This window comes from Companilactobacillus nantensis DSM 16982, assembly GCF_001435815.1.
GTDB classification, from domain to species: Bacteria; Bacillota; Bacilli; order Lactobacillales; family Lactobacillaceae; genus Companilactobacillus; species Companilactobacillus nantensis.
Genome location: NZ_AZFV01000004.1, coordinates 36,589 through 55,008, shown reverse-complemented (window position 1 = coordinate 55,008; position 18,420 = coordinate 36,589). Strand labels below are relative to the sequence as shown.

18 protein-coding genes are annotated in these 18,420 nt (G+C 37.0%); 11 read left to right on the top strand and 7 right to left on the bottom strand.

From position 1 onward, the window contains the following. Position 1: 1 nt before the first annotated feature. Positions 2-796 carry an SDR family NAD(P)-dependent oxidoreductase gene (locus FD31_RS02580; protein WP_057891214.1) on the top strand — a complete coding sequence of 265 codons (795 nt, stop codon included), beginning with the start codon at positions 2-4 and terminating at the stop codon, positions 794-796. Positions 797-1,012: 216 nt separating this feature from the next. On the opposite strand, the gene FD31_RS02575 is transcribed toward FD31_RS02580, so the two are convergent. Then, on the bottom strand, positions 1,013-2,779 hold the full coding sequence (locus tag FD31_RS02575) for an ABC transporter ATP-binding protein (protein ID WP_057891213.1): 1,767 nt from the start codon (positions 2,777-2,779) through the stop codon (positions 1,013-1,015). A gap of 24 nt (positions 2,780-2,803) precedes the next feature. Further along, positions 2,804-3,502, bottom strand: coding sequence for a MarR family winged helix-turn-helix transcriptional regulator (locus tag FD31_RS02570; protein ID WP_057891212.1), 699 nt, complete (start codon positions 3,500-3,502; stop codon positions 2,804-2,806). A 267-nt stretch (positions 3,503-3,769) separates the two neighbouring features. Between FD31_RS02570 and rpmG the strand changes: the two genes are divergently transcribed. The 6 genes from rpmG to FD31_RS02545 all read left to right on the top strand — a co-directional run bounded on the left by rpmG (position 3,770) and on the right by FD31_RS02545 (position 8,802). After that, on the top strand, positions 3,770-3,919 hold the full coding sequence (gene rpmG / locus FD31_RS02565; protein ID WP_057891211.1) for a 50S ribosomal protein L33: 150 nt from the start codon (positions 3,770-3,772) through the stop codon (positions 3,917-3,919). Then, complete coding sequence (gene rpsN, locus FD31_RS02560; protein ID WP_057891210.1) at positions 3,919-4,188, top strand: 30S ribosomal protein S14; 270 nt, start codon at positions 3,919-3,921, stop codon at positions 4,186-4,188. Before rpmG ends, rpsN begins: the two co-directional genes overlap by 1 nt. A gap of 14 nt (positions 4,189-4,202) precedes the next feature. Then, the gene (locus FD31_RS14215) at positions 4,203-4,316 is read left to right on the top strand and encodes a putative metal homeostasis protein (protein WP_162258534.1); all 114 of its coding nucleotides are present in this window, start codon (positions 4,203-4,205) and stop codon (positions 4,314-4,316) included. Positions 4,317-4,400: 84 nt separating this feature from the next. Then, entirely contained in the window at positions 4,401-5,930 is a 1,530-nt protein-coding gene (locus FD31_RS02555) for a YfcC family protein (protein WP_057891209.1), read from the top strand. A 96-nt stretch (positions 5,931-6,026) separates the two neighbouring features. Continuing rightward, a complete protein-coding gene (locus tag FD31_RS02550; protein WP_057891208.1) occupies positions 6,027-7,412 on the top strand; it encodes a class II fumarate hydratase in 1,386 nt (461 codons plus the stop codon). A gap of 1 nt (position 7,413) precedes the next feature. Further along, the gene (locus FD31_RS02545) at positions 7,414-8,802 is read left to right on the top strand and encodes a flavocytochrome c (protein WP_057891207.1); all 1,389 of its coding nucleotides are present in this window, start codon (positions 7,414-7,416) and stop codon (positions 8,800-8,802) included. An 82-nt stretch (positions 8,803-8,884) separates the two neighbouring features. On the opposite strand, the gene FD31_RS02540 is transcribed toward FD31_RS02545, so the two are convergent. Then, positions 8,885-9,511 carry an HAD family hydrolase gene (locus tag FD31_RS02540; protein WP_057891206.1) on the bottom strand — a complete coding sequence of 209 codons (627 nt, stop codon included), beginning with the start codon at positions 9,509-9,511 and terminating at the stop codon, positions 8,885-8,887. Positions 9,512-9,524: 13 nt separating this feature from the next. Then, a complete protein-coding gene (locus FD31_RS02535) occupies positions 9,525-10,277 on the bottom strand; it encodes a DeoR/GlpR family DNA-binding transcription regulator (protein ID WP_057891205.1) in 753 nt (250 codons plus the stop codon). A 259-nt stretch (positions 10,278-10,536) separates the two neighbouring features. Here FD31_RS02535 and FD31_RS02530 point away from each other — a divergent pair, with 259 nt between their 5' ends. Then, positions 10,537-11,499 carry an agmatine deiminase family protein gene (locus FD31_RS02530; protein ID WP_083483568.1) on the top strand — a complete coding sequence of 321 codons (963 nt, stop codon included), beginning with the start codon at positions 10,537-10,539 and terminating at the stop codon, positions 11,497-11,499. 39 nt (positions 11,500-11,538) lie between these two features. Here the strand turns inward: FD31_RS02530 and FD31_RS02525 are convergent, their stop codons facing one another. Next, positions 11,539-12,342 (bottom strand): alpha/beta hydrolase, encoded by an 804-nt coding sequence (locus FD31_RS02525; RefSeq protein WP_057891204.1) that lies wholly within the window; start codon positions 12,340-12,342, stop codon positions 11,539-11,541. A 145-nt stretch (positions 12,343-12,487) separates the two neighbouring features. Here FD31_RS02525 and FD31_RS02520 point away from each other — a divergent pair, with 145 nt between their 5' ends. Next, positions 12,488-13,336, top strand: coding sequence for an AraC family transcriptional regulator (locus FD31_RS02520; RefSeq protein ID WP_057891203.1), 849 nt, complete (start codon positions 12,488-12,490; stop codon positions 13,334-13,336). Here FD31_RS02520 and thrB read toward each other — a convergent pair. Both thrB and thrC read right to left on the bottom strand, forming a co-directional pair. Then, on the bottom strand, positions 13,333-14,205 hold the full coding sequence (gene thrB, locus FD31_RS02515; RefSeq protein WP_057891202.1) for a homoserine kinase: 873 nt from the start codon (positions 14,203-14,205) through the stop codon (positions 13,333-13,335). The two genes, FD31_RS02520 and thrB, sit on opposite strands and share 4 nt — an antisense overlap. Continuing rightward, positions 14,192-15,682, bottom strand: a complete 1,491-nt coding sequence (gene thrC / locus FD31_RS02510; RefSeq protein WP_057891201.1) for a threonine synthase — start codon at positions 15,680-15,682, stop codon at positions 14,192-14,194. Before thrC ends, thrB begins: the two co-directional genes overlap by 14 nt. Before the next feature lie 110 nt (positions 15,683-15,792). Here thrC and FD31_RS02505 point away from each other — a divergent pair, with 110 nt between their 5' ends. Together FD31_RS02505 and FD31_RS02500 are read left to right on the top strand one after the other, a co-directional pair. Beyond that, positions 15,793-16,965: a homoserine dehydrogenase gene (locus FD31_RS02505; RefSeq protein WP_057891200.1), complete on the top strand. Its 1,173-nt coding sequence runs from the start codon at positions 15,793-15,795 to the stop codon at positions 16,963-16,965. A 1-nt stretch (position 16,966) separates the two neighbouring features. Then, positions 16,967-18,295 (top strand): aspartate kinase, encoded by a 1,329-nt coding sequence (locus FD31_RS02500; RefSeq protein WP_057891199.1) that lies wholly within the window; start codon positions 16,967-16,969, stop codon positions 18,293-18,295. Positions 18,296-18,420 lie beyond the last annotated feature (125 nt).

Here is an 18,420-nt window from a genome sequence, read left to right as displayed (position 1 = left end):
TATGGATCTTCACTTAACAAATAAAGTGGCTTTGATAACTGGTTCAACTAAAGGTATCGGTAAAGCAATTGCAATTGAAATGGCTCGTGAAGGAACTAATGTCATCATTAATGGAAGAAAACAGTCAGAGGTAGATTTGATTGTGGCAGAAATTAAACATGATTTTCCTAAAACTAAACCATTGGGTGTTGCCGCTGACTTAGCTAATGAAACAGACCGGCAGAAGTTATTTGACCAAGTTCCAGAAGTGGATATTTTAGTTAATAATATGGGTATTTTTCAACCGATGGAGTATGAAGAAATTACGGACGAAATTTGGGAAAGATTTTTCCGTGTTAATGTTTTGTCTGGAAATTCGTTGGCCAAATTTTACTTACCTAAAATGTTAAAACAAGATTTTGGTCGAATTATTTTTATTGCAAGTGAAGAGGCTGTAATGCCTTCTGGTGAAATGCCACAATACAGCATGACTAAGTCGATGAACTTATCTTTAGCCAAGAGTCTATCTAAGCTGACAGTTGATACGCATGTAACAGTTAATACAATCATGCCGGGGTCAACCTTAACTGAAGGTGTGCAAAAGATGCTTGATGATATGTACAAGGATAGTGATTTGCCAAGGGATAAATGGGAAAAGGATTTTATGAAACATCATCGTTCTCGTTCCCAGATTCAACGTTTAATTAGACCAGCAGAGATTGGTCGCTTTGCGGCATTTGTTGCTAGTCCTGATGCCTCATCATTCTCTGGTGAAGCCTTACGTGTTGATGGTGGGCTGGTGCCAACTATTTTTTAATGGATAATAAAAAAGCAGGTTACTGGAGGGGGTTCCAGTGCCTGCTTTTGAGTATTTTGGAAGTTCAAAACCATATATATGCAATGGCTCTAAAACGGGCTACGACAGGGCAACTCCTTCCGTTTTTCATAGAACTGTAAATCGCACACAAAATCAGTGTGCAATTCACAGCTCTACGAAAATGCTTGGGAGTTATGCGCCCTGTCTGCGCCCTCGCTAGTTTACAACTTGCTCTTTCACATATTGAGCATACAAACTATGGTCCTTCATCAATTCTTGGTGCGTACCATGTCCAGTAACAGCACCATGTTCAATAAAGTAAATTTGATCTGCATCAACGATTGTTGAGAGTCTATGTGCGATAACTAAGGTAGTTCTGCCAACCATCAGTTGATCTAAAGCACGTTGAACTTTTTCTTCGGATTCTGAGTCAAGACTGGCTGTAGCTTCATCTAACATCAAAATCTTTGGATCACGGAGAAAGGCACGGGCGATGGCAATTCTTTGTTTTTGTCCACCAGAAAGTTTGACGCCTCGTTCACCGATTTGAGTTTCAAGTTGATCAGGGAAGTTGCGAACGAACTCATCTGCATAAGCTAATGACAAGCCGTGCCATAATTGTTCATCGGTCAATTGTTTATTTAAACCATATTGCAGGTTGTCGCGAATACTACCGGCAAAAACAGCACTATCTTGAGAAACATAACCAATTTGTGAACGCCAATTAGCTAAATCTACATTCTTAATATCTTGATTACCGATTAAAATTGAACCACTGTCTGGTTGATAAAATCTTTCTAATAGGGAGAAGATAGTTGATTTACCACCACCAGAAGGTCCAGCAAAGGCAATCACTGTATTAGGGTTAGCTTCAAAGGAAACGTCATGCAAAATTGGTTCATCAGAATCATAACTGAAGTCCAAGTGAGCCGCAGTAATAGTTTGTCCTTCAACGTTGACCGTTTTACCAGTTGTTGTTATCTCTGGTTCGGTTTGCAAGATTTCTTGGATGCGTTCAGTTGAACCCATAGCTTTTTGAACTTGAGAGAAGAATGTAGCAAAACTAGCTACGGGTGTGATGATGTTGAATAAATATAGTAGGAAAGCAACTAATGATCCACTTGAGAGGGTACCTTGTTGGATTCTAACGGCACCATAGCCTAAAATACCAACGAAGATTCCTAACATGGCAGTTGTCATGATTGGTTGTAAAACAGCTTCAACGCGAGCATCTTTAATACCAACTTTAAAAATCTTGTCGATAAAATTACCACCAGTTGTACGTTCAAAACTTTCACCGTTGCTAGATTTAATTAAACGAACTTCAGCTAATTTTTCACTAGCATCAGCATTAAAATCGGCCGTGGCTGCTTGGAGTTTGCGACCTAGTTTTGACATTATTCGACCAATTGGTAATAGAATCAAGACAAAGATAGGGATGATACCAAACATTAATGAAGCCATTTTCCAGTCCATGAAAAACAAAATAATCATGGAACCGATTAATTGTATAGCTCCGGTGATGAAGTTTGGAAATTGAGATGTGATTAAATCTTTGATAACACTTGTATCATTGACTAATCGGGAACTTGTTTCACCTGATTTATGATCGTCAAAATAATCAACGGGTAATTGTAATAGGTGAGCCCATAACTTTTCACGTAATGTTTTGACAGAGCTTTCACCGACATAACGGAGAATAAAACTGCCGACTGTTCCAAAAATTAATTGAACTAAAAATGCTAAGACTAAAACAACTAACATTTTACTATCAATTTTGGAAAGTCCACTCGTATCGACTAAACCCTTCGTTAATTGTGGTACGACTAAACTAGCACCACTAGTTACTAAACTTAGTAGCATTCCCAAGATAAAGAGTGATTTCTTAGGGTTAACACTGTTAATCAAACGCATAAAATCTCGGAACTTGAATGTGCCGTTACGCTTTGGCAATTCACGTCCCATCATTGCTCCATTGTGCATTGTAATATCCTCACAAAATTAAAATTAGTATTCTGGTCCACGCCAGAAGTTGTTACGAAAGTCAGGTCTGTGACCATGTCCAAAATCACCATCTTCATGATGGTCATGTCTTGGCATTCTAAAGTCAGGACGGCAACGACCATCAAATGGCATATTGTGCATGTTTTTTCTCATTTCATGACGCATTTGGTTAATTTCCTCATCGGTCATATCATCACGCATATGCATCATTTGATCACGCATGTTGAGCATAGCTTTGAATTTGTCAGTCGGATCAACGAACTTAGCGGAATTCTTTTGGAAATCTTCATCCCAACCATCGGAAATCTTTTGAAGGTAATCACTGAACTGTGTTTGTTCATCAGCATTTAAACCAGCAAAGAAAGTTTCACTATAATCGTCATTTTTAAGTGAGGCATTTGTTTCAGCTTTTTGGCGACCAGCATCAGTTAAATGAACATGTTTTGTTCGTTTATCCTGTTCATCTTCGGTTCGAGTGATGTCACCGTTAGTTTCCATTTTCTTCAATAGCTCTGCGACTGAACTAGGACGGAGATCTAAAACTTCGGCAAGATAGTTTTGAGTTAAGCCATCTTCAAGCTTGAGAATAGCCAGTACACGTTGTTGACCAGTTAGCTTTTGTTTCTTTTGGCTCATGAAGTAGTTACCGGCTTCACTGATAAAACGTAGTTGTTTCATTAAATCATCTGTAAGTTTACTCATATTTAAAATTCCTCTTTTCGTTTATATGAAATTAATTCGGTACCGAACTTTATTGCAAAATGAATTATAGTTCGGTACCGAATTAATGTCAACACATAAAATTCATTTTTTTAATGCCGCTGAAAGATGTGAGAAAGGTCCTCACAGCCGGATTCATTGACTCACACCCGGAGGCGGCCCCCAAAAACTAAATAATTGACTTTCAAATAAAAAATGAATATTATAGATAGATGATAAAAATTACTATTTAGAAACAGAGGATTTATAATGCGTCAAAATATAATTTTAGAGTGTAGTAAGACAAATGAGCGTCTCTACTTAACAAGTAAAAATAAACAGAACCATCCAGATCGTTTGGAATTAATGAAATATTCACCAAAAACAAGACAAAGGGAAATTTTTAAAGAGGTAAAATAATGGCAAAAAAATCAAAGATTGCAAGAAACAAGAAACAAATGGAATTGGTAGCTCGTTACGCTGAAATTCGTAAGGAACTAAAGGCTAAGGGTAATTACATCGCTCTTTCAAAACTACCAAGAGATTCAAGTCCTGTTCGTTTAAAGAACCGTGACTCATTAGACGGACGTCCTCACGCTTATATGCGTAAATTTGGGATGTCACGTTTGAATTTTAGACAATTAGCTCATGCCGGTCAGATTCCGGGTGTTAAAAAAGCTAGTTGGTAAAAGGGAGAAATATTATGGAAAAAATGACTACAGCAACTGCTTATCGTAGATTGAAGAGTCCTAACATTAAGACTCGAAAGCGCGCTTTACGTGCCATTAAGGACAGTAAGCGTAAATTAAATAAATAAAATAATAATCTAATGGAAACGTTTTCTTTTCCTGATATAATTGAATTGTGAAGGATTTAATTAATGGGAAAAGAGGGGACAAACATGGCAAATGCTAAGAAGAAAAAGCACAGCTTTCCGTCCGCGTATACTGTTATTATTATTGTTTTAATTATGGTTCAAGCTCTGACTTTCTTTATTCCATCAGGTAAATATAGTACCTTGGAATACAATTCAGGGTTGGATAAATTTGTCATTACCGAGGCATCTGGTAAGACAATCAAAAAGAGTGCTACACAAAAGACACTCGATAATTATAAGATCAAAATCGATGTTTCAAAGTTTAAGGATGGAACAATTTATCGTCCAGCTGCCATTCCGAATACTTATCGTGAAATAAAAAAGCCCAAACGAGGGCTCTTTGGGACGATTAATCAATTTTTAACTTCACAAGTTCAAGGTATCGTTGATAGTGTCGATATCATCGTTTTCGTACTGATTCTTGGTGGAGTTATTGGGGTCGTTAATCAAACTGGGGCGATGAACTCCGGAATGATGCGTTTATCTGAAGTGTTGAAAGGTAAGCAGAAGTGGTTGATTGTGATTGTAACTGCCTTGATTGGTTTAGGTGGGACTACTTTTGGTATGGCTGAAGAAACCATTGCCTTCTATCCAATTTTGATTCCAATATTCTTATTGGCAGGGTATGATACGTTGACCGTGGTTGCGGCGGTATATTTAGGTACTGCGATTGGTTCAATGAGTTCGACCATTAATCCATTCTCGACCGTTATTGCTTCTAACGCTGCCGGAATCAATTTCACTGACGGTATGCCAATGAGAGTTTTGATGTGGGTCGCATCAATTGGTATTTCAATTATTTACACGATTCACTACGCTGAAAAAGTTAGAAAAGATCCTTCCAAATCATTTGTTGCTGACCAAGCGGAGTCTGATAAAGAGAAATTCTTAGGCGATTTAGATTTAAACTCCAAAGGTGATTTTACAATGCGCCAGAAGTTATCACTGATTGTCTTTGCATTAGGTTTCGTTGTGATGATTTATGGTGTGCAACAACTAGGGTGGTACTTCACTGAAATTGCGGTTGTTTTCTTGGCTGTAACTTACGTTTTGATATTTACAGCTGGTTTGAAAGAAAGCAAGTTTGTTGATAGTTTCGTTTCCGGGGCTGGAGACTTGTTAGGTGTTGCTTTGACCGTTGGTTTGGCTAGATCAGTTGGTATCGTAATGGAAAAGAGTTTTGTTAGTGATACCATCATGAACTACTTCAGTAACCAAATTAAAGGTATGAACAGTGTGCTATTTATCTGTGTACTATTCTTCGTATATATTATCTTAGGATTCTTCATTCAATCATCATCAGGTTTGGCAGTTCTATCTATGCCTATCATGGCACCATTAGCCGATGTTGTGGGAATTGACAGATCCATGATTATCAATGCGTATAACTGGGGCCAGGGCTTGATTGGACTAATTGCACCAACAGGTTTGATCTTGGTATCACTTGCCATGGTTAACGTTGGTTTTGATAAATGGCTTAAATTTGTGATGAAACTATTAGTTATGATAGTTCTCTTGATACTGGTTTTCTTGAGTGTCGGAGTGCTGATTTAAAAATTAAGGGTGTGTTGAAAAACACGCTCTTTTTGTTTTGTCCAAACTTTCAACTCCGCTATAATTAAGGTAATTACTTTGTTTTGGAGGGAAAAAATGTCTGATTATAGAATTGAAGAAGATACACTCGGTGCTGTTAAAATCCCAGTTGATGCACTCTGGGGCGCTCAAACTGAACGTAGTCGTAATAATTTCTCAACTGGTGCGAAGATGCCACTCGAAATTATCAAAGCTTTATTACAAATAAAGAAGGCTGCAGCGATTGCTAACAAAGAAGTTCAAGCAATTTCTGCCGATAAAGCTGACTTGATTGTTGAGTCAATTGACCAACTTCTAAGTCTTGAAGATGCTGACTTACGTAAAGATTTTCCTTTAGTTGTTTACCAAACAGGCTCTGGAACACAAACTAACATGAATGTGAACGAAGTTGTTGCCCATGTGGCTCAAAGAATTAATAGTAAAATTGAAATTTTGCCCAATGATGATGTCAATCATGGTCAAAGTTCCAATGACATTTTCCCCACAGCAATGAATATTACTGCCGCCATGGCAGTTGATAAGCTTGAAGAAGCAACACAACATTTGATTGATGAATTAAAACAAAAACAAGCTAAGTATTGGAAGGTCGTTAAAATTGGCCGGACACATTTGCAAGACGCCACACCATTAACTTTTGGGCAAGAAGTGAGTGGTTGGGTCAGTGCGCTTGAACATGATTTAGATTATTTGAAAACGTTGAATAAAACACTGGGTGAATTAGCTATGGGTGGAACAGCCGTCGGAACAGGTTTAAATGCCGCTCCGGGTTTTGCCGATAAAATAGCTGACCAAATGAGTCAGGCTTACGAACATGAATTTACCGCTGAAACGAATAAATTTTATGGATTAGCTGCTCATTCAGGCTTAAATGTCGTCCATGGTGCAATCAAGACATTGGCCAGTGATCTCTTGAAGATTGCTAATGACGTGCGTTTTCTAGCCAGTGGTCCAAGATCTGGTTATGGTGAATTGAATATTCCGGCGAATGAGCCTGGTTCATCAATTATGCCTGGGAAAGTTAATCCGACCCAAGCTGAAGCAATTACGATGGCAGCAGTCCGCGTTATGGGAAATGATGTCACAGTCAATGTTGCTGCTAGTCAAGGTAACTTTGAAATGAATGTTTACAAACCAGTGTTGATTTATACTTTCCTAGAGTCAGCTGAATTATTGACTGGCACAATGACTAGCTTTGCCGATAAAATGATTGCTGGTTTGACGGTCAATGAAAAACGGATGGCTGAACTAGTTGATCAATCATTGATGACAGTTACTGCCTTATCACCACATATTGGATATCATGAGAGTGCTGAAATTGCCCAACAAGCGTTACATGATGGGACAACATTGAAAGTTGCCGCTCTCAAGTCAGGTAAATTAACTGAAGAACAGTTCGATAAATGGGTCGTACCGATTGATATGACTAATATTGAGGAGAACTAAAATGGCTAAAAAATTTGTTTTTGAACCAACAACAATTGATCAATTAAAGGACCATTATGACGTTATCATTATTGGTTCCGGTGGAACTGGTCTAACGAGTGCCATTCAAGCATACGAACTCGGACTTTCGCCAGTTATTTTAGAGAAAATGGATAAAATTGGTGGTAATACAACCAGAGCATCGTCAGGAATGAATGCTGCTGAAACTTCAGTTCAACTTGACCACAAAATTGTTGATAGTTTTGAAGACTTTTATAATGAAACTTATCTCGGCGGTGGCAAACAAAATAATACTGAATTACTCAAGTTCTTCACAGAACACGGTGCCTTAGCAATCGATTGGTTGGCACAACATGGTATTGAACTTGATGATTTGACTATCACTGGTGGAATGAAAACGATGCGGACACATCGCCCTAGTTCGTTAGCTCCAATCGGTGGTTATTTAGTAACTGAATTATTGAAGTGGGTTGCTAAAGATGAGATTCCATTGTTTGACAATATTAAAGTAACTGATTTATTAACTGAAAATGGTCAAATTACTGGTGTTAAAGCTGAAATTGACCAGGAGGTCACGATTAAGGCTGATGCAGTCGTCTTAGCAACTGGTGGTTTCGGTGCTGGCAAAGATTTGTTGGCTGAATATCGTTCCGATCTTTTAAGCTTGCGAACTACTAATCAACCGGGAGCAACTGGTGATGGCTTGAAGTTGGCTCAAAAAGTTGGAGCTAAGCTAGTTGATATGGACCAAATCCAAGTTCATCCAACAGTTCAACAAGATACTCCACATGCATTTTTGATTGGTGAAGCCGTTCGTGGAGAGGGGGCTATTTTAGTCGATAATGCTGGTCAGCGGTTCGTTAATGAATTGGATACGAGAAAAAATGTCACAAAAGCCATCGACGATTTAGGTGGAACTGGTGCTTACTTAATCTTTGATCGAGATATTCGTAATCGTGTTAAAGCAATTGAATTTTATGATCATGTTGGTTTAGTAAAAGCAGGTCAAACTTTGGCAGAGCTAGCAACAGAGATTAATGTTGATCCAAAAGTTTTGGAACAAACGGTTTCTGACTGGGACCAAGCTGTAAAAACGCAAAGTGACACGGTATTTGGTCGGACAACAGGTATGGAACGCAATATATCAGATGCACCGTTTTATGCGATTCACATTGCTCCGGCCGTTCACTACACAATGGGTGGTGTGGCAATTAACCATCAGACCCAAGTCTTAAACGAATCTGGACAAGTTATTAAAGGTTTGTTTGCGGCTGGTGAAGTAGCTGGTGGTTTACATGGAAATAATCGTATTGGTGGCAATTCGATAGCTGAAACAGTTGTCTTCGGTCGTCAAGCGGGACAACAGGTCTTTAAATATTTACAAAACTAAAAAATAATTATCGGTTGAGATAGTGTAGAACGATAAAAACACACCTAAAAATAAATAGGTGTGTTTTTTGTATCCCATATAATTAAACCAATTTAACTAAATCGGTTGGTTGCTTTAATAAGTAGTCAACTTTAGAAAATTCAGGATTATCTTTGGCACCCCAACTAGCTAAAGCAAACTCCACTTGAGCATTGCGAGCACATTGGAAATCATAAATTGAATCGCCAATATAAAGTGTGTCGGTTGGATCGATTTTTAAGGTTTCAATAGCCTTTAAGATTGGTTCAGGGTTTGGTTTATGAAGCTTTGTTTTTGAAGCAGTGATAAAAGTAGTGAAATATTTTTCGAGGTTGAACTTATCTAAAACAATTTGCATTTCTTTATTAGTTCGCGATGTGACAACGCCCAATTTAATACCTTTGTCGATCAGTTGTTGGAGCATTGTTTCAATACCAGAGAAGAGTTTAGAATAGTGGAACATTTGGTGGTCATTGTGTTCCCAGAGTTTTAATAATTCTTGGCTCTGTTGAGGATTAGTTGAATACTTTTGAACAGCCTTAGTTCCTGGGATACCCAAGACATAGAAAAGTTCTTCAGCAGGAGGCTCAATATTCAAAGTGTCTTTTAAAGTTTTCTGCCATGATTTAATGATTGTCTTTTCGGTATCAACCAGTGTTCCGTCCACGTCGAATAAAATTGTTTTTGTCATAAGTCATTTCTCCTTAGATATAAATCATTTGTGTTTTAGATTTCAATAGACGATTTTCCAGTTTTCGTGGCAAATTATCGTTAGTAATGATGTAATCAATTTGATCTAGATTGAGGACTTTGAAATTATGTTTAACGTTAACCTTACTGCTGTCGAGAAGTAAGACTAATTTTTTGGATTGCTTGCGAATCTTAGCTTTGTAGTCGATATCGTCGTCGTAAGCATAGTAGATGCCTTCTTCATCAATTCCCACACTGCTCAAGAAAGCATAGTCGAAGGTGTAGTTTTCTAAATCCAAACAAGGTCGAGTCCCGGTGACACAACGTTTTTCAGCATCAAGATTGCCACCAAGGATTCGCGTTTTACATGGGGAATTACGAAGCAATTGATCGGCAATATCCAAGGAATTTGTAACTGCAAATAAATTGGAATTAGTTAAATATTTAGGCATGAATTCCACAGTTGTCGAAACATCCAAATAAACTTGGGTAGCCTGATTGGTAAAGACGGCAGCCCGTTTAGCTAGTTCCTTTTTAGCATTAACGTAGTCGTCACTTCGTTGGAGATAACTATCCAATTTTTGGAAGGTATTGGGTAGACTGATACCGCCATAGTTACGTTCGACTAGATTATTCTCGGTTAGTTTAACAATATCGCGTCTGGCAGTATCACGAGAAGAGTCCGTGAGCTCAATAATTTCTTTTAAGGTTAAAGTTTGTTTTTCTTGTAAAGTTTTTAAGATTAAATCTAAACGTTCCTTTTGCACAAAAATCACCACCAATAAGCTAATGTAAGTGCTTACTGAATACTAACTTATTTTGACTTAAAAAGCAATTAATAAAATGTATTGAAACATTTCTTAAATCGGTCGATTAATAGTTAATTTTTATAATTAAAAAAATATATATTTTTTAAACTAACCTCTGTCAAGAATGAATTTACTGCGTCAGACTGGCTTTATATTTTTTATAAAAATAATATAAAAAACGTGCTGTTATACTGGTTTTCGAAAGAGGTATATGACAATGAAGAAGACGATTATTGCCACGGTTCTGGCACTTTTAACAGTATTTGAAACGAGTAATTCAGTATCTGCTCAAACGATTTATACGAGTCTGCCTGATCCTGAAGATAAGTATTATCAACCATTTAAAGATAGTCTGAAGTATTTTAATCAATCGCTACAACGAAATGCTGTTTCGGAAGATAAGTTCTTTACTTTGGCTGATCAAGAAGAAAATTTTAAAACTAAAAATTTTTACTATCCTGATATTTGGTTACGAGATGTAGCACCAGTTGTTACGACACGCTTAGTTAAATTTCAATATGCGCCGAATTATCTCAAACCTAAAGATAGTCATTATCTGAATGGACGTTTCAATAAGTTTTTAAAATCACGTTATCGTTATAGTAAATCTAGTTTGATTCTTGATGGTGGCAATTTGCAATGGAACGGCGACCAGACGGTTATTTTAACTAATCAGGTTTATCACGACAATCCCGATTGGTCCAAGCAAGAAATTGTTGAAGAACTGCAAGATAAATTGAATATTAAGCACGTGATTATCATTTCGAAAGAACCAGGTGATGTTTTAGGTCACAGTGATGGGATGGTTAAATTCATTAGTTCACATAAATTATTTATTAATGATTTTAGTTATGAACCGGGATTTTTGAAGCAGATTGAACACCAAATTCGAAAACAAGATCCGGAAATGAAGTTTGTTGTTTTACCATCTGCATATACTAGTAAAGGACAATATGATAAGAAAATTGCGTCGGCTAAGGGTTTGTATATCAATATGTTAGAGACTAAACAGGCCATTTATTTTCCGATGTACGGTTTAAAGTCAGATAAAAAAGTGATGCAATTAGTTGCTGCCCAAACAAATAAGAAAATCATTCCAATTAATGTCGGTAAAATTTCGACACTAGGTGGGTCAATCCATTGTCTGACATTTGATGTACCAGATAGATTTGCCAAATAAAAAAGACCCTAAGGTCTTTTCTGGTTTTTATTTCCCCCTTTAACAAAGTCTTTCTTCTGGAACGTAACCAATTGGCAACCATTCGAGGACGTTTTCTAAAAACTTGTCCCAGTAGTACCAGTCGTGCTTGCCATTTGTGAATTCGCCGTCAACTGAGATTTTTAAATTCGTTAAATCATTAACAAAGTTTTGGTTATCTTGAAAGAGAAAATCTTGTTTCCCACACCACGCATAAAGCTTGGGCATTGACTCATTTAAAGCTAATTTTTGTTGAACCACATGGAGTAAGTTTTCGGGTGAATTTTCAAAGTCAGACCGCTGATTGATCACACCATCCCAATAGTTTTGTGAACGGAAACTTTCTAAAGTAGTATTGGAACCACTCGGATTAAAAGCACCCGAAAGAGCTGCCGCATAGCTGAAATGGTTAGTTGATAAGGCAATTTTGTAGGCTCCGTAACCGCCCATTGAAGCACCCATAATAAAATTCTTCTCTCGTTTTGTTGAAATTTGTGGGAAAAATTCATGTACTATTTGTGGTAACTCAATGGCAATTGCATCGTAGTAATTTAGACCGTAGTTAGTGTTGGCATACCAACTTAAATCAGCGTTAGGCATAATAACAGCGATTGGAATATTTTTGACCAGACGTTCCAAACGAGTTTTTCGGAGCCATGAAGTATTGTCGTCGCTCATGCCGTGCAATAAATAGAGTACCGGGATGTCAGTTAGTTTAGCCTCATCCCAGTCAGGGTGGTCTGCAGTCATTTGTGGAAGCAAGACGTCCATCTGACAATCCTTAATTAGTGCATTTGAAAAGTAATTTAATTGAATATGTGCCATTTTTTGTTCCTCCATAGTAGCGTGAAGTGGTGGTTATTTGGTAAAATCTCATTGACAAGCATATTGTATACGCTTACAATATCTTTAATAAGATTATATTTGTTTATACAACTACCGTTTTTTGTCGGAAGAGGAGGAATTGATAATGACTACACCAATGGAATTATTAGAGTTTGATTATACAAATCCCATTAAGTGTATTTATCACCGCCCAATTGGGAAAAAGTACGTTGTACCGCATTGGCATGAAGCAATTGAAATCTGTTATATTGCTAAAGGAAATCCGGGAACAATGTTTATTGAGGACGAGGAGTATCAATTAAATGAGGGTGACGTGTATGTGATCAATTCGCGCCTAATTCATAGCTTTGATACGATAATTACGCCAGGTCAACGGATTATTACGGTACTAGTAAATTATGATTGGTTACGACACAGCTTGCCCCAAACAGTTCGTCAAAAGAATTTTGAACTCGTTAAGGCACCAAAAAAAGACAGCCAGTTGACTGCCTTTAATGAATTGATTGCTTTAATCAAAAATATTAATGATTTTCAATGTCACGATACATCTGAAGATAGCCACTTGCATCAGTTAGCTATGTCAGTTGAATTAATAAGTGTTTTGGTACGTAATTTTACAGTTGATAAGGAAATAAAGAGTGATATTCCGGAAGTTATTTCTCAGATCATCGCTGAATTTCATAATGATTATCAAAACGATATCCAACTTTCAGATATGGCTAAACAATATAATTACAGCTACGCTTATTTTTCCAAATTCTTTAAACGATATCTCGGAATGTCACCTAAAAAATATTTAACATTCTTACGAGTTCAAAAAGCAGCTGAATTGATTGAGAAGACTGATGATAAATTCACTCAGATTGTAGCTGAAACCGGTTTTCCCGATGAGAAAAGTTTTTATGCGGCCTTCAAAGAACGTTACCATCAAACACCGCTAGAGTATCGGAAACATTTGCAGACAATTTCTTAAATTACACGAGCACCTTTAGTATCAACTGTTAAATGATGAGCTTCCCAATTAGGGAAGCTTTTTTTGACGTCTGTAATAATTTTATCAGCAGCGTCGTCGTCTTTTGTGATAGCCATTAAAGTTGAACCACTACCGCTAATATAAAGAACACCATGATTTGCTTCAGTAATTTCTTTAGCTGATGGATAGTCGGGAATCAATTGGGAACGAAATGGTTCATGCATCTTGTCGACAATAGCAGTTTTGACCAAGGCTAAGTCGCCTAATTCAAAGGCTTTAGATAGCGCAACCGCATGGCCGATTTGATAAATAGCTGTTTGATAGGACATTTCCGTTGGGAGAATGCTACGAGCTTTTTCAGTGCTGACATGGTAATTAGGAATTAAGGCGACAAAATGTAATTTAGGGTCCACTTCAAAATGAACGGTTTGAACGTCAGCGTCATTCATAAATGAGACACCTAATTGACCGTAGATAGCAGGGGAAACATTGTCGGGATGTCCTTCGATTTGAGTAGCTAAATCGAGTAATTGTTCTTTAGTCAGAGTGTTGCCAAACCAGGCGTTAGCACCCATTAAGCCAGCAACGATACAAAAGGCGGAACTTCCGAGGCCACGTGAAATGGGAATGTGATTGTCGATTGTAATTTTGACATTAGGCACGTCCTGCTTGAGAAACTGACATCCTTTAACAAAAGCCTGATAAATTAAATTGTCAGAATTTTGATACTCGGGTTCACAACCAATAATCGACAATGGCTGGTCATTTTTTTCAAAGGAAGCTGTTGAATAAAGGGATACGGCCAATCCCATACAGTCGAAACCAACGCCAAGATTAGCACTTGTAGCGGGAACTTTAATTTTTATCATGAAAATGATCCTCCACTTTTTCCAAAACGTAGTCTGTCATATTTGCTTGATTAATAACATCTTGATGCAAGATTGGTAAATCCCAAACTTGTGCTAAGTTTTTTGGTATTGGTAATTGAGTAAATTGTTGAAGTTGTTGCATAGCTTCATGATCGTCGTCAAAGGACTTGTTCAAGACAGCTTTAGTAACAACGTGAACAAATTTATAAGGACTAGCAGTACTTAGTAAGATTGTTGGTGTGTCAGGGTCAGTTGTTTGGTAGTCACGCATAACTTTGTAACCAACGGCTGTGTGTGGATCCATTAAGTAGTTATCATTTTGATAAACATTTTTGATAGTTGTTTCAATTTCTTGATCTGTTGCAAAACCACAATAAAAATCTTCCTTAATAGCATCCAAAATCGGTGCTGATACTTGATAAGAGCCAGTTTGTTCTAGTTCAGACATTAATTTTTGAACATAATCAGTATCTTCGTTGCTCTTATAGTAGAGGAGACGTTCAAAATTGCTTGAAATTTGGATATCCATGCTAGGCGCGTCTGTTTGTAGGAAAGGAATATTGCGATTGTAAATACCAGTGTTGAAAAATTTTGTTAAAACGTTATTGGCATTGCTAGCGACGATGAATTTATTAACTGGTAAACCCATTTGTTTTGCGTAAAAACCAGCTAAGACATCGCCGAAGTTACCTGTTGGTACAGTAAAGTTGACTTTTTGACCAAGTTTAATTTGTTTTTGCTCGACTAGTTGGAAGTATGCATCAAAGTAGTAGACAACTTGGGGGATTAGGCGACCGATATTAATCGAATTGGCGCTGGAGAGACTGATGTTCTTACCTAATTTTTGCTTTAGGGCTTGGTCATTGAAAATCTTTTTAACATTACTCTGGGCATCATCGAAATTACCTTTGATGGCTGTGATTTCGGTATTATTACCGGATGTTGTTTCCATTTGGAGTTGTTGAACTTTACTGACACCATTGTGGGGATAAAAAACAGTGATTGCAGTTTGATCAAGATTCTTGAATCCTTCCAAAGCTGCTTTACCAGTGTCACCACTTGTGGCAGTCAAAATCATAACTTGATTATTTTTCTTGAGTACCCGTTTCATTAATTGGGGTAACATTTGAAGACCAATATCTTTAAAAGCGCTGGTTGGGCCATGAAATAGTTCGAGGACATGGAAGTTATTAACGGAAACAAGTGGAGTTATTTTGGCGGTGTCAAAACTGTGGTCATAAGCATTTTCGATGCTTGCTTGAATTTCAGCGGCTGAGAAATCAGGTAATAACTTTTCCAGAACGATTTGTGCAATTTCCTGATAATTCAAACCTTTCATAGCTTCGAGATTAATTTTCAGATTTGATAATTCAGGATAGACAAAAAGCCCACCATCGTCAGCAAAGCCTTTTTTAATGGCTTCCTTAGCTGAAATTTGAATTTTTTGACTGCGAGTACTTGTATAGTTGTTATTCATCGTATTAACTCCTTGCTTTTAAATTATCTATATAGTAAACTGTCTATAAATTAAAAACAAGTGTTTACTGTATGTAAACACAATAAGAATGAAAACAGGAGGTTAAACCTATGAAAATTGCAATCTTAGGATTTGGAACAGTAGGAAAAGGCGTGTACAAAATTATTAAGAAGGCCAATGTTCAAACGCAAAACCTCTCTGTGAGTCATATCTTAATTAGAAAAAATAAAGCTCGTCTATTATCTGAAATGACAGATGACATGAATGAAATTTTAAATGATAAACAAACAGATGTTGTGGTGGAAGCTATCGGTGGGATTGAACCAGCTCACGAATATATTTTGGCAGCATTGCAACACGGAAAACATGTTATTACAGCTAATAAGGCTGTCATTGCTCGCTACTTGAAAGAATTTACTGAAGCAGCTGAAGAAAATAATGTTAAATTTTATTTTGAAGCTTCAGTTGGTGGCGGTATCCCTTGGATTCAAGGTCTCGAAAAAGCTTTAAGAATTGATAATGTTAATGCCATTTCTGGGATTTTTAACGGTACAAGCAATTTCATTTTGGATCAAATGAGTCGTAACGGTGAGTCATTTGTTGAGGTTTTAAAGAAAGCTCAAGATTTAGGCTATGCTGAAGCTGATCCAAGTGCCGATATTGATGGGATTGATGTAGCTAACAAATTGTGTATCAGTGCTGATATTGCCTATGACATTGATATTCGAAATCACCAGAATCTACCTATCTTTGGTATTCGAAATATTACTTGTGCTGATGTGAAGTATTTCCAAGATAAAGGTCTAGCAATTAAATTAATTGGTCGGACACATCAAAAGGGTAATAAATTCGACTATGTGGTTGAACCAGCCTTATTCCTTGATCGAACATTGGAAGCTAATACACCTGATAATTACAATTTGATTTCTTTGAACGGAGATACGATTGGTAAACTTGATTTCTTTGGTCAAGGTGCCGGGATGTTTCCAACTGCAAATGCGGTTGTCCAAGATGTTTTGGATATTAAAGAACAGAAATGCCATTTACGCCGTGATTTTAACAAAAAAATGGAATATTGTCCCGAATTAACTAAAGGTGATTATCTAGTACGTAGTAAAGCTGATATCAGTGACGTTTTTGGGGATTTTCAACCAACAAATGAAGGTGCTTATCTGGCTGTTCACCAAATTCCAGTCGGTGAGATGCATCGTTTAATGAGAGACGTTTTACAAAGGGATGCTGCTGCCTTTATGGTCAGCCTTCCAAGTCAGGGGGTTGCCTAATATGAAAGTTGTTAAATTCGGAGGCAGTTCAGTAGCTGATGCTGGACAATTTAAAAAGGTTAAGCAGATTATTAAGAATGATAAAAGTCGTCAAATAGTTGTCGTGAGTGCAGCTGGAAAAAGTGATTCTGAACCGATTAAGGTAACTGATATGTTATTAGATTTGGAACAAGTAGTTGCTTCCGGTGATGATGCTGACCCACTCTTTAAATCAATCAGTGAACGCATTATAAAAATTAGAGACGATTTGAAATTGCCTGTTAAAATCGAAAATGATTTACAAAATATTTCTCAGCAATTACAGCATTGTTCCCATGATTATTTAATTTCGCGCGGTGAATACTTAACTGCTAAATTGATGGCAGCATTTTTAGGTTATTATTTTGTTGACGCAAAAGATATTTTGATTTTTGATGAACAAGGATTGAACTATCCGCAATCACAAAAGCGATTATTGAATGTTTTAGCAAGTCATACTCAACTAGTAGTACCTGGTTTTTACGGTGCCAATGAGAATGGCTCTGTACATTTGATGCCTCGTGGTGGAAGCGATATCTCAGGTTCGATTTTATCTAATTTAGTTGATGCTGAATTGTACGAAAATTGGACAGATGTCTCAGGTATTTTGATGGCTGACCCTAGAATCGTGGCTCACTCTCAAAAAATCGATAGTTTGACATATGATGAGTTGCAAGAATTATCATATATGGGAATTGGTGTTTTCCAAGAAGAGGCAGTTCGTCCTGTCAGAGAAAAACATATCCCGACAGCTATTTTGAATACTAATCAACCTGAAGCTGGCGGAACACTAGTAGTCAGTGCCCACGAAGAGAAGAAATATGATCACATTGTGACTGGAATTGCTGGTCGGAAGGATTGTACTGTAATTACAATTCGAAAATATCAATTGAATAAACATTTGGAAGTCTTGCAAAAAGTTTTGTCTGTCTTCCAAAAGTTCGATTTAGCGATTAACTCGGTACCTTCTGGTAATGACGGATTTAGTTTCTTATGTCAACAGTGTGATATTACAGTTCATTTGCCAGTGATTATTGAAAAATTAAAGCAAACATGTGGTGTTGATTCAGTTGAAGTTAATCAAAATATTGCACTCGTTGCCGCAGTATCTTTACAATTGAGTAAACGTCCTGCAATTGCAGGTAAAATTTTGAATTATTTAGATAATAGTTTGATTCACGTCCGTTTTGTCTTTCAAGAAGGTAGCGATTTGAAAATTGTCTTCGGTGTTAATAATGACGATTATGAAAAAACTATCAAACGGATTTATCGCGAATCAATGGAACATCATTTGAAAAGAATTTCTGCATGATAATGTCGCCATTCGGCTAGTGTATTAATCTCTTGGTCAATTTCTATCAATGATTGCAGTAAATTAATTGGCTTCAAAAAAATATAGCAAAAAGCATCTATTAAAAAGTGATTTGATTCACTTTT

Bases quoted from the DNA above. Each gene is read 5' to 3' on its own strand.
- FD31_RS02530 (WP_083483568.1), top strand. From the start codon at position 10,537: ATGAAGAAGACGATTATTGCCACGGTTCTGGCACTTTTAACAGTATTT.
- FD31_RS02540 (WP_057891206.1), bottom strand. From the start codon at position 9,511: ATGACAAAAACAATTTTATTCGACGTGGACGGAACACTGGTTGATACC.
- thrC (WP_057891201.1), bottom strand. From the start codon at position 15,682: ATGAATAACAACTATACAAGTACTCGCAGTCAAAAAATTCAAATTTCA.
- FD31_RS02525 (WP_057891204.1), bottom strand. From the start codon at position 12,342: ATGGCACATATTCAATTAAATTACTTTTCAAATGCACTAATTAAGGAT.
- rpsN (WP_057891210.1), top strand. From the start codon at position 3,919: ATGGCAAAAAAATCAAAGATTGCAAGAAACAAGAAACAAATGGAATTG.
- thrB (WP_057891202.1), bottom strand. From the start codon at position 14,205: ATGATAAAAATTAAAGTTCCCGCTACAAGTGCTAATCTTGGCGTTGGT.
- FD31_RS02500 (WP_057891199.1), top strand. From the start codon at position 16,967: ATGAAAGTTGTTAAATTCGGAGGCAGTTCAGTAGCTGATGCTGGACAA.
- rpmG (WP_057891211.1), top strand. From the start codon at position 3,770: ATGCGTCAAAATATAATTTTAGAGTGTAGTAAGACAAATGAGCGTCTC.
- FD31_RS02550 (WP_057891208.1), top strand. From the start codon at position 6,027: ATGTCTGATTATAGAATTGAAGAAGATACACTCGGTGCTGTTAAAATC.
- FD31_RS02575 (WP_057891213.1), bottom strand. From the start codon at position 2,779: ATGCACAATGGAGCAATGATGGGACGTGAATTGCCAAAGCGTAACGGC.
- FD31_RS02520 (WP_057891203.1), top strand. From the start codon at position 12,488: ATGACTACACCAATGGAATTATTAGAGTTTGATTATACAAATCCCATT.
- FD31_RS14215 (WP_162258534.1), top strand. From the start codon at position 4,203: ATGGAAAAAATGACTACAGCAACTGCTTATCGTAGATTGAAGAGTCCT.
- FD31_RS02555 (WP_057891209.1), top strand. From the start codon at position 4,401: ATGGCAAATGCTAAGAAGAAAAAGCACAGCTTTCCGTCCGCGTATACT.
- FD31_RS02505 (WP_057891200.1), top strand. From the start codon at position 15,793: ATGAAAATTGCAATCTTAGGATTTGGAACAGTAGGAAAAGGCGTGTAC.
- FD31_RS02545 (WP_057891207.1), top strand. From the start codon at position 7,414: ATGGCTAAAAAATTTGTTTTTGAACCAACAACAATTGATCAATTAAAG.
- FD31_RS02580 (WP_057891214.1), top strand. From the start codon at position 2: ATGGATCTTCACTTAACAAATAAAGTGGCTTTGATAACTGGTTCAACT.
- FD31_RS02570 (WP_057891212.1), bottom strand. From the start codon at position 3,502: ATGAGTAAACTTACAGATGATTTAATGAAACAACTACGTTTTATCAGT.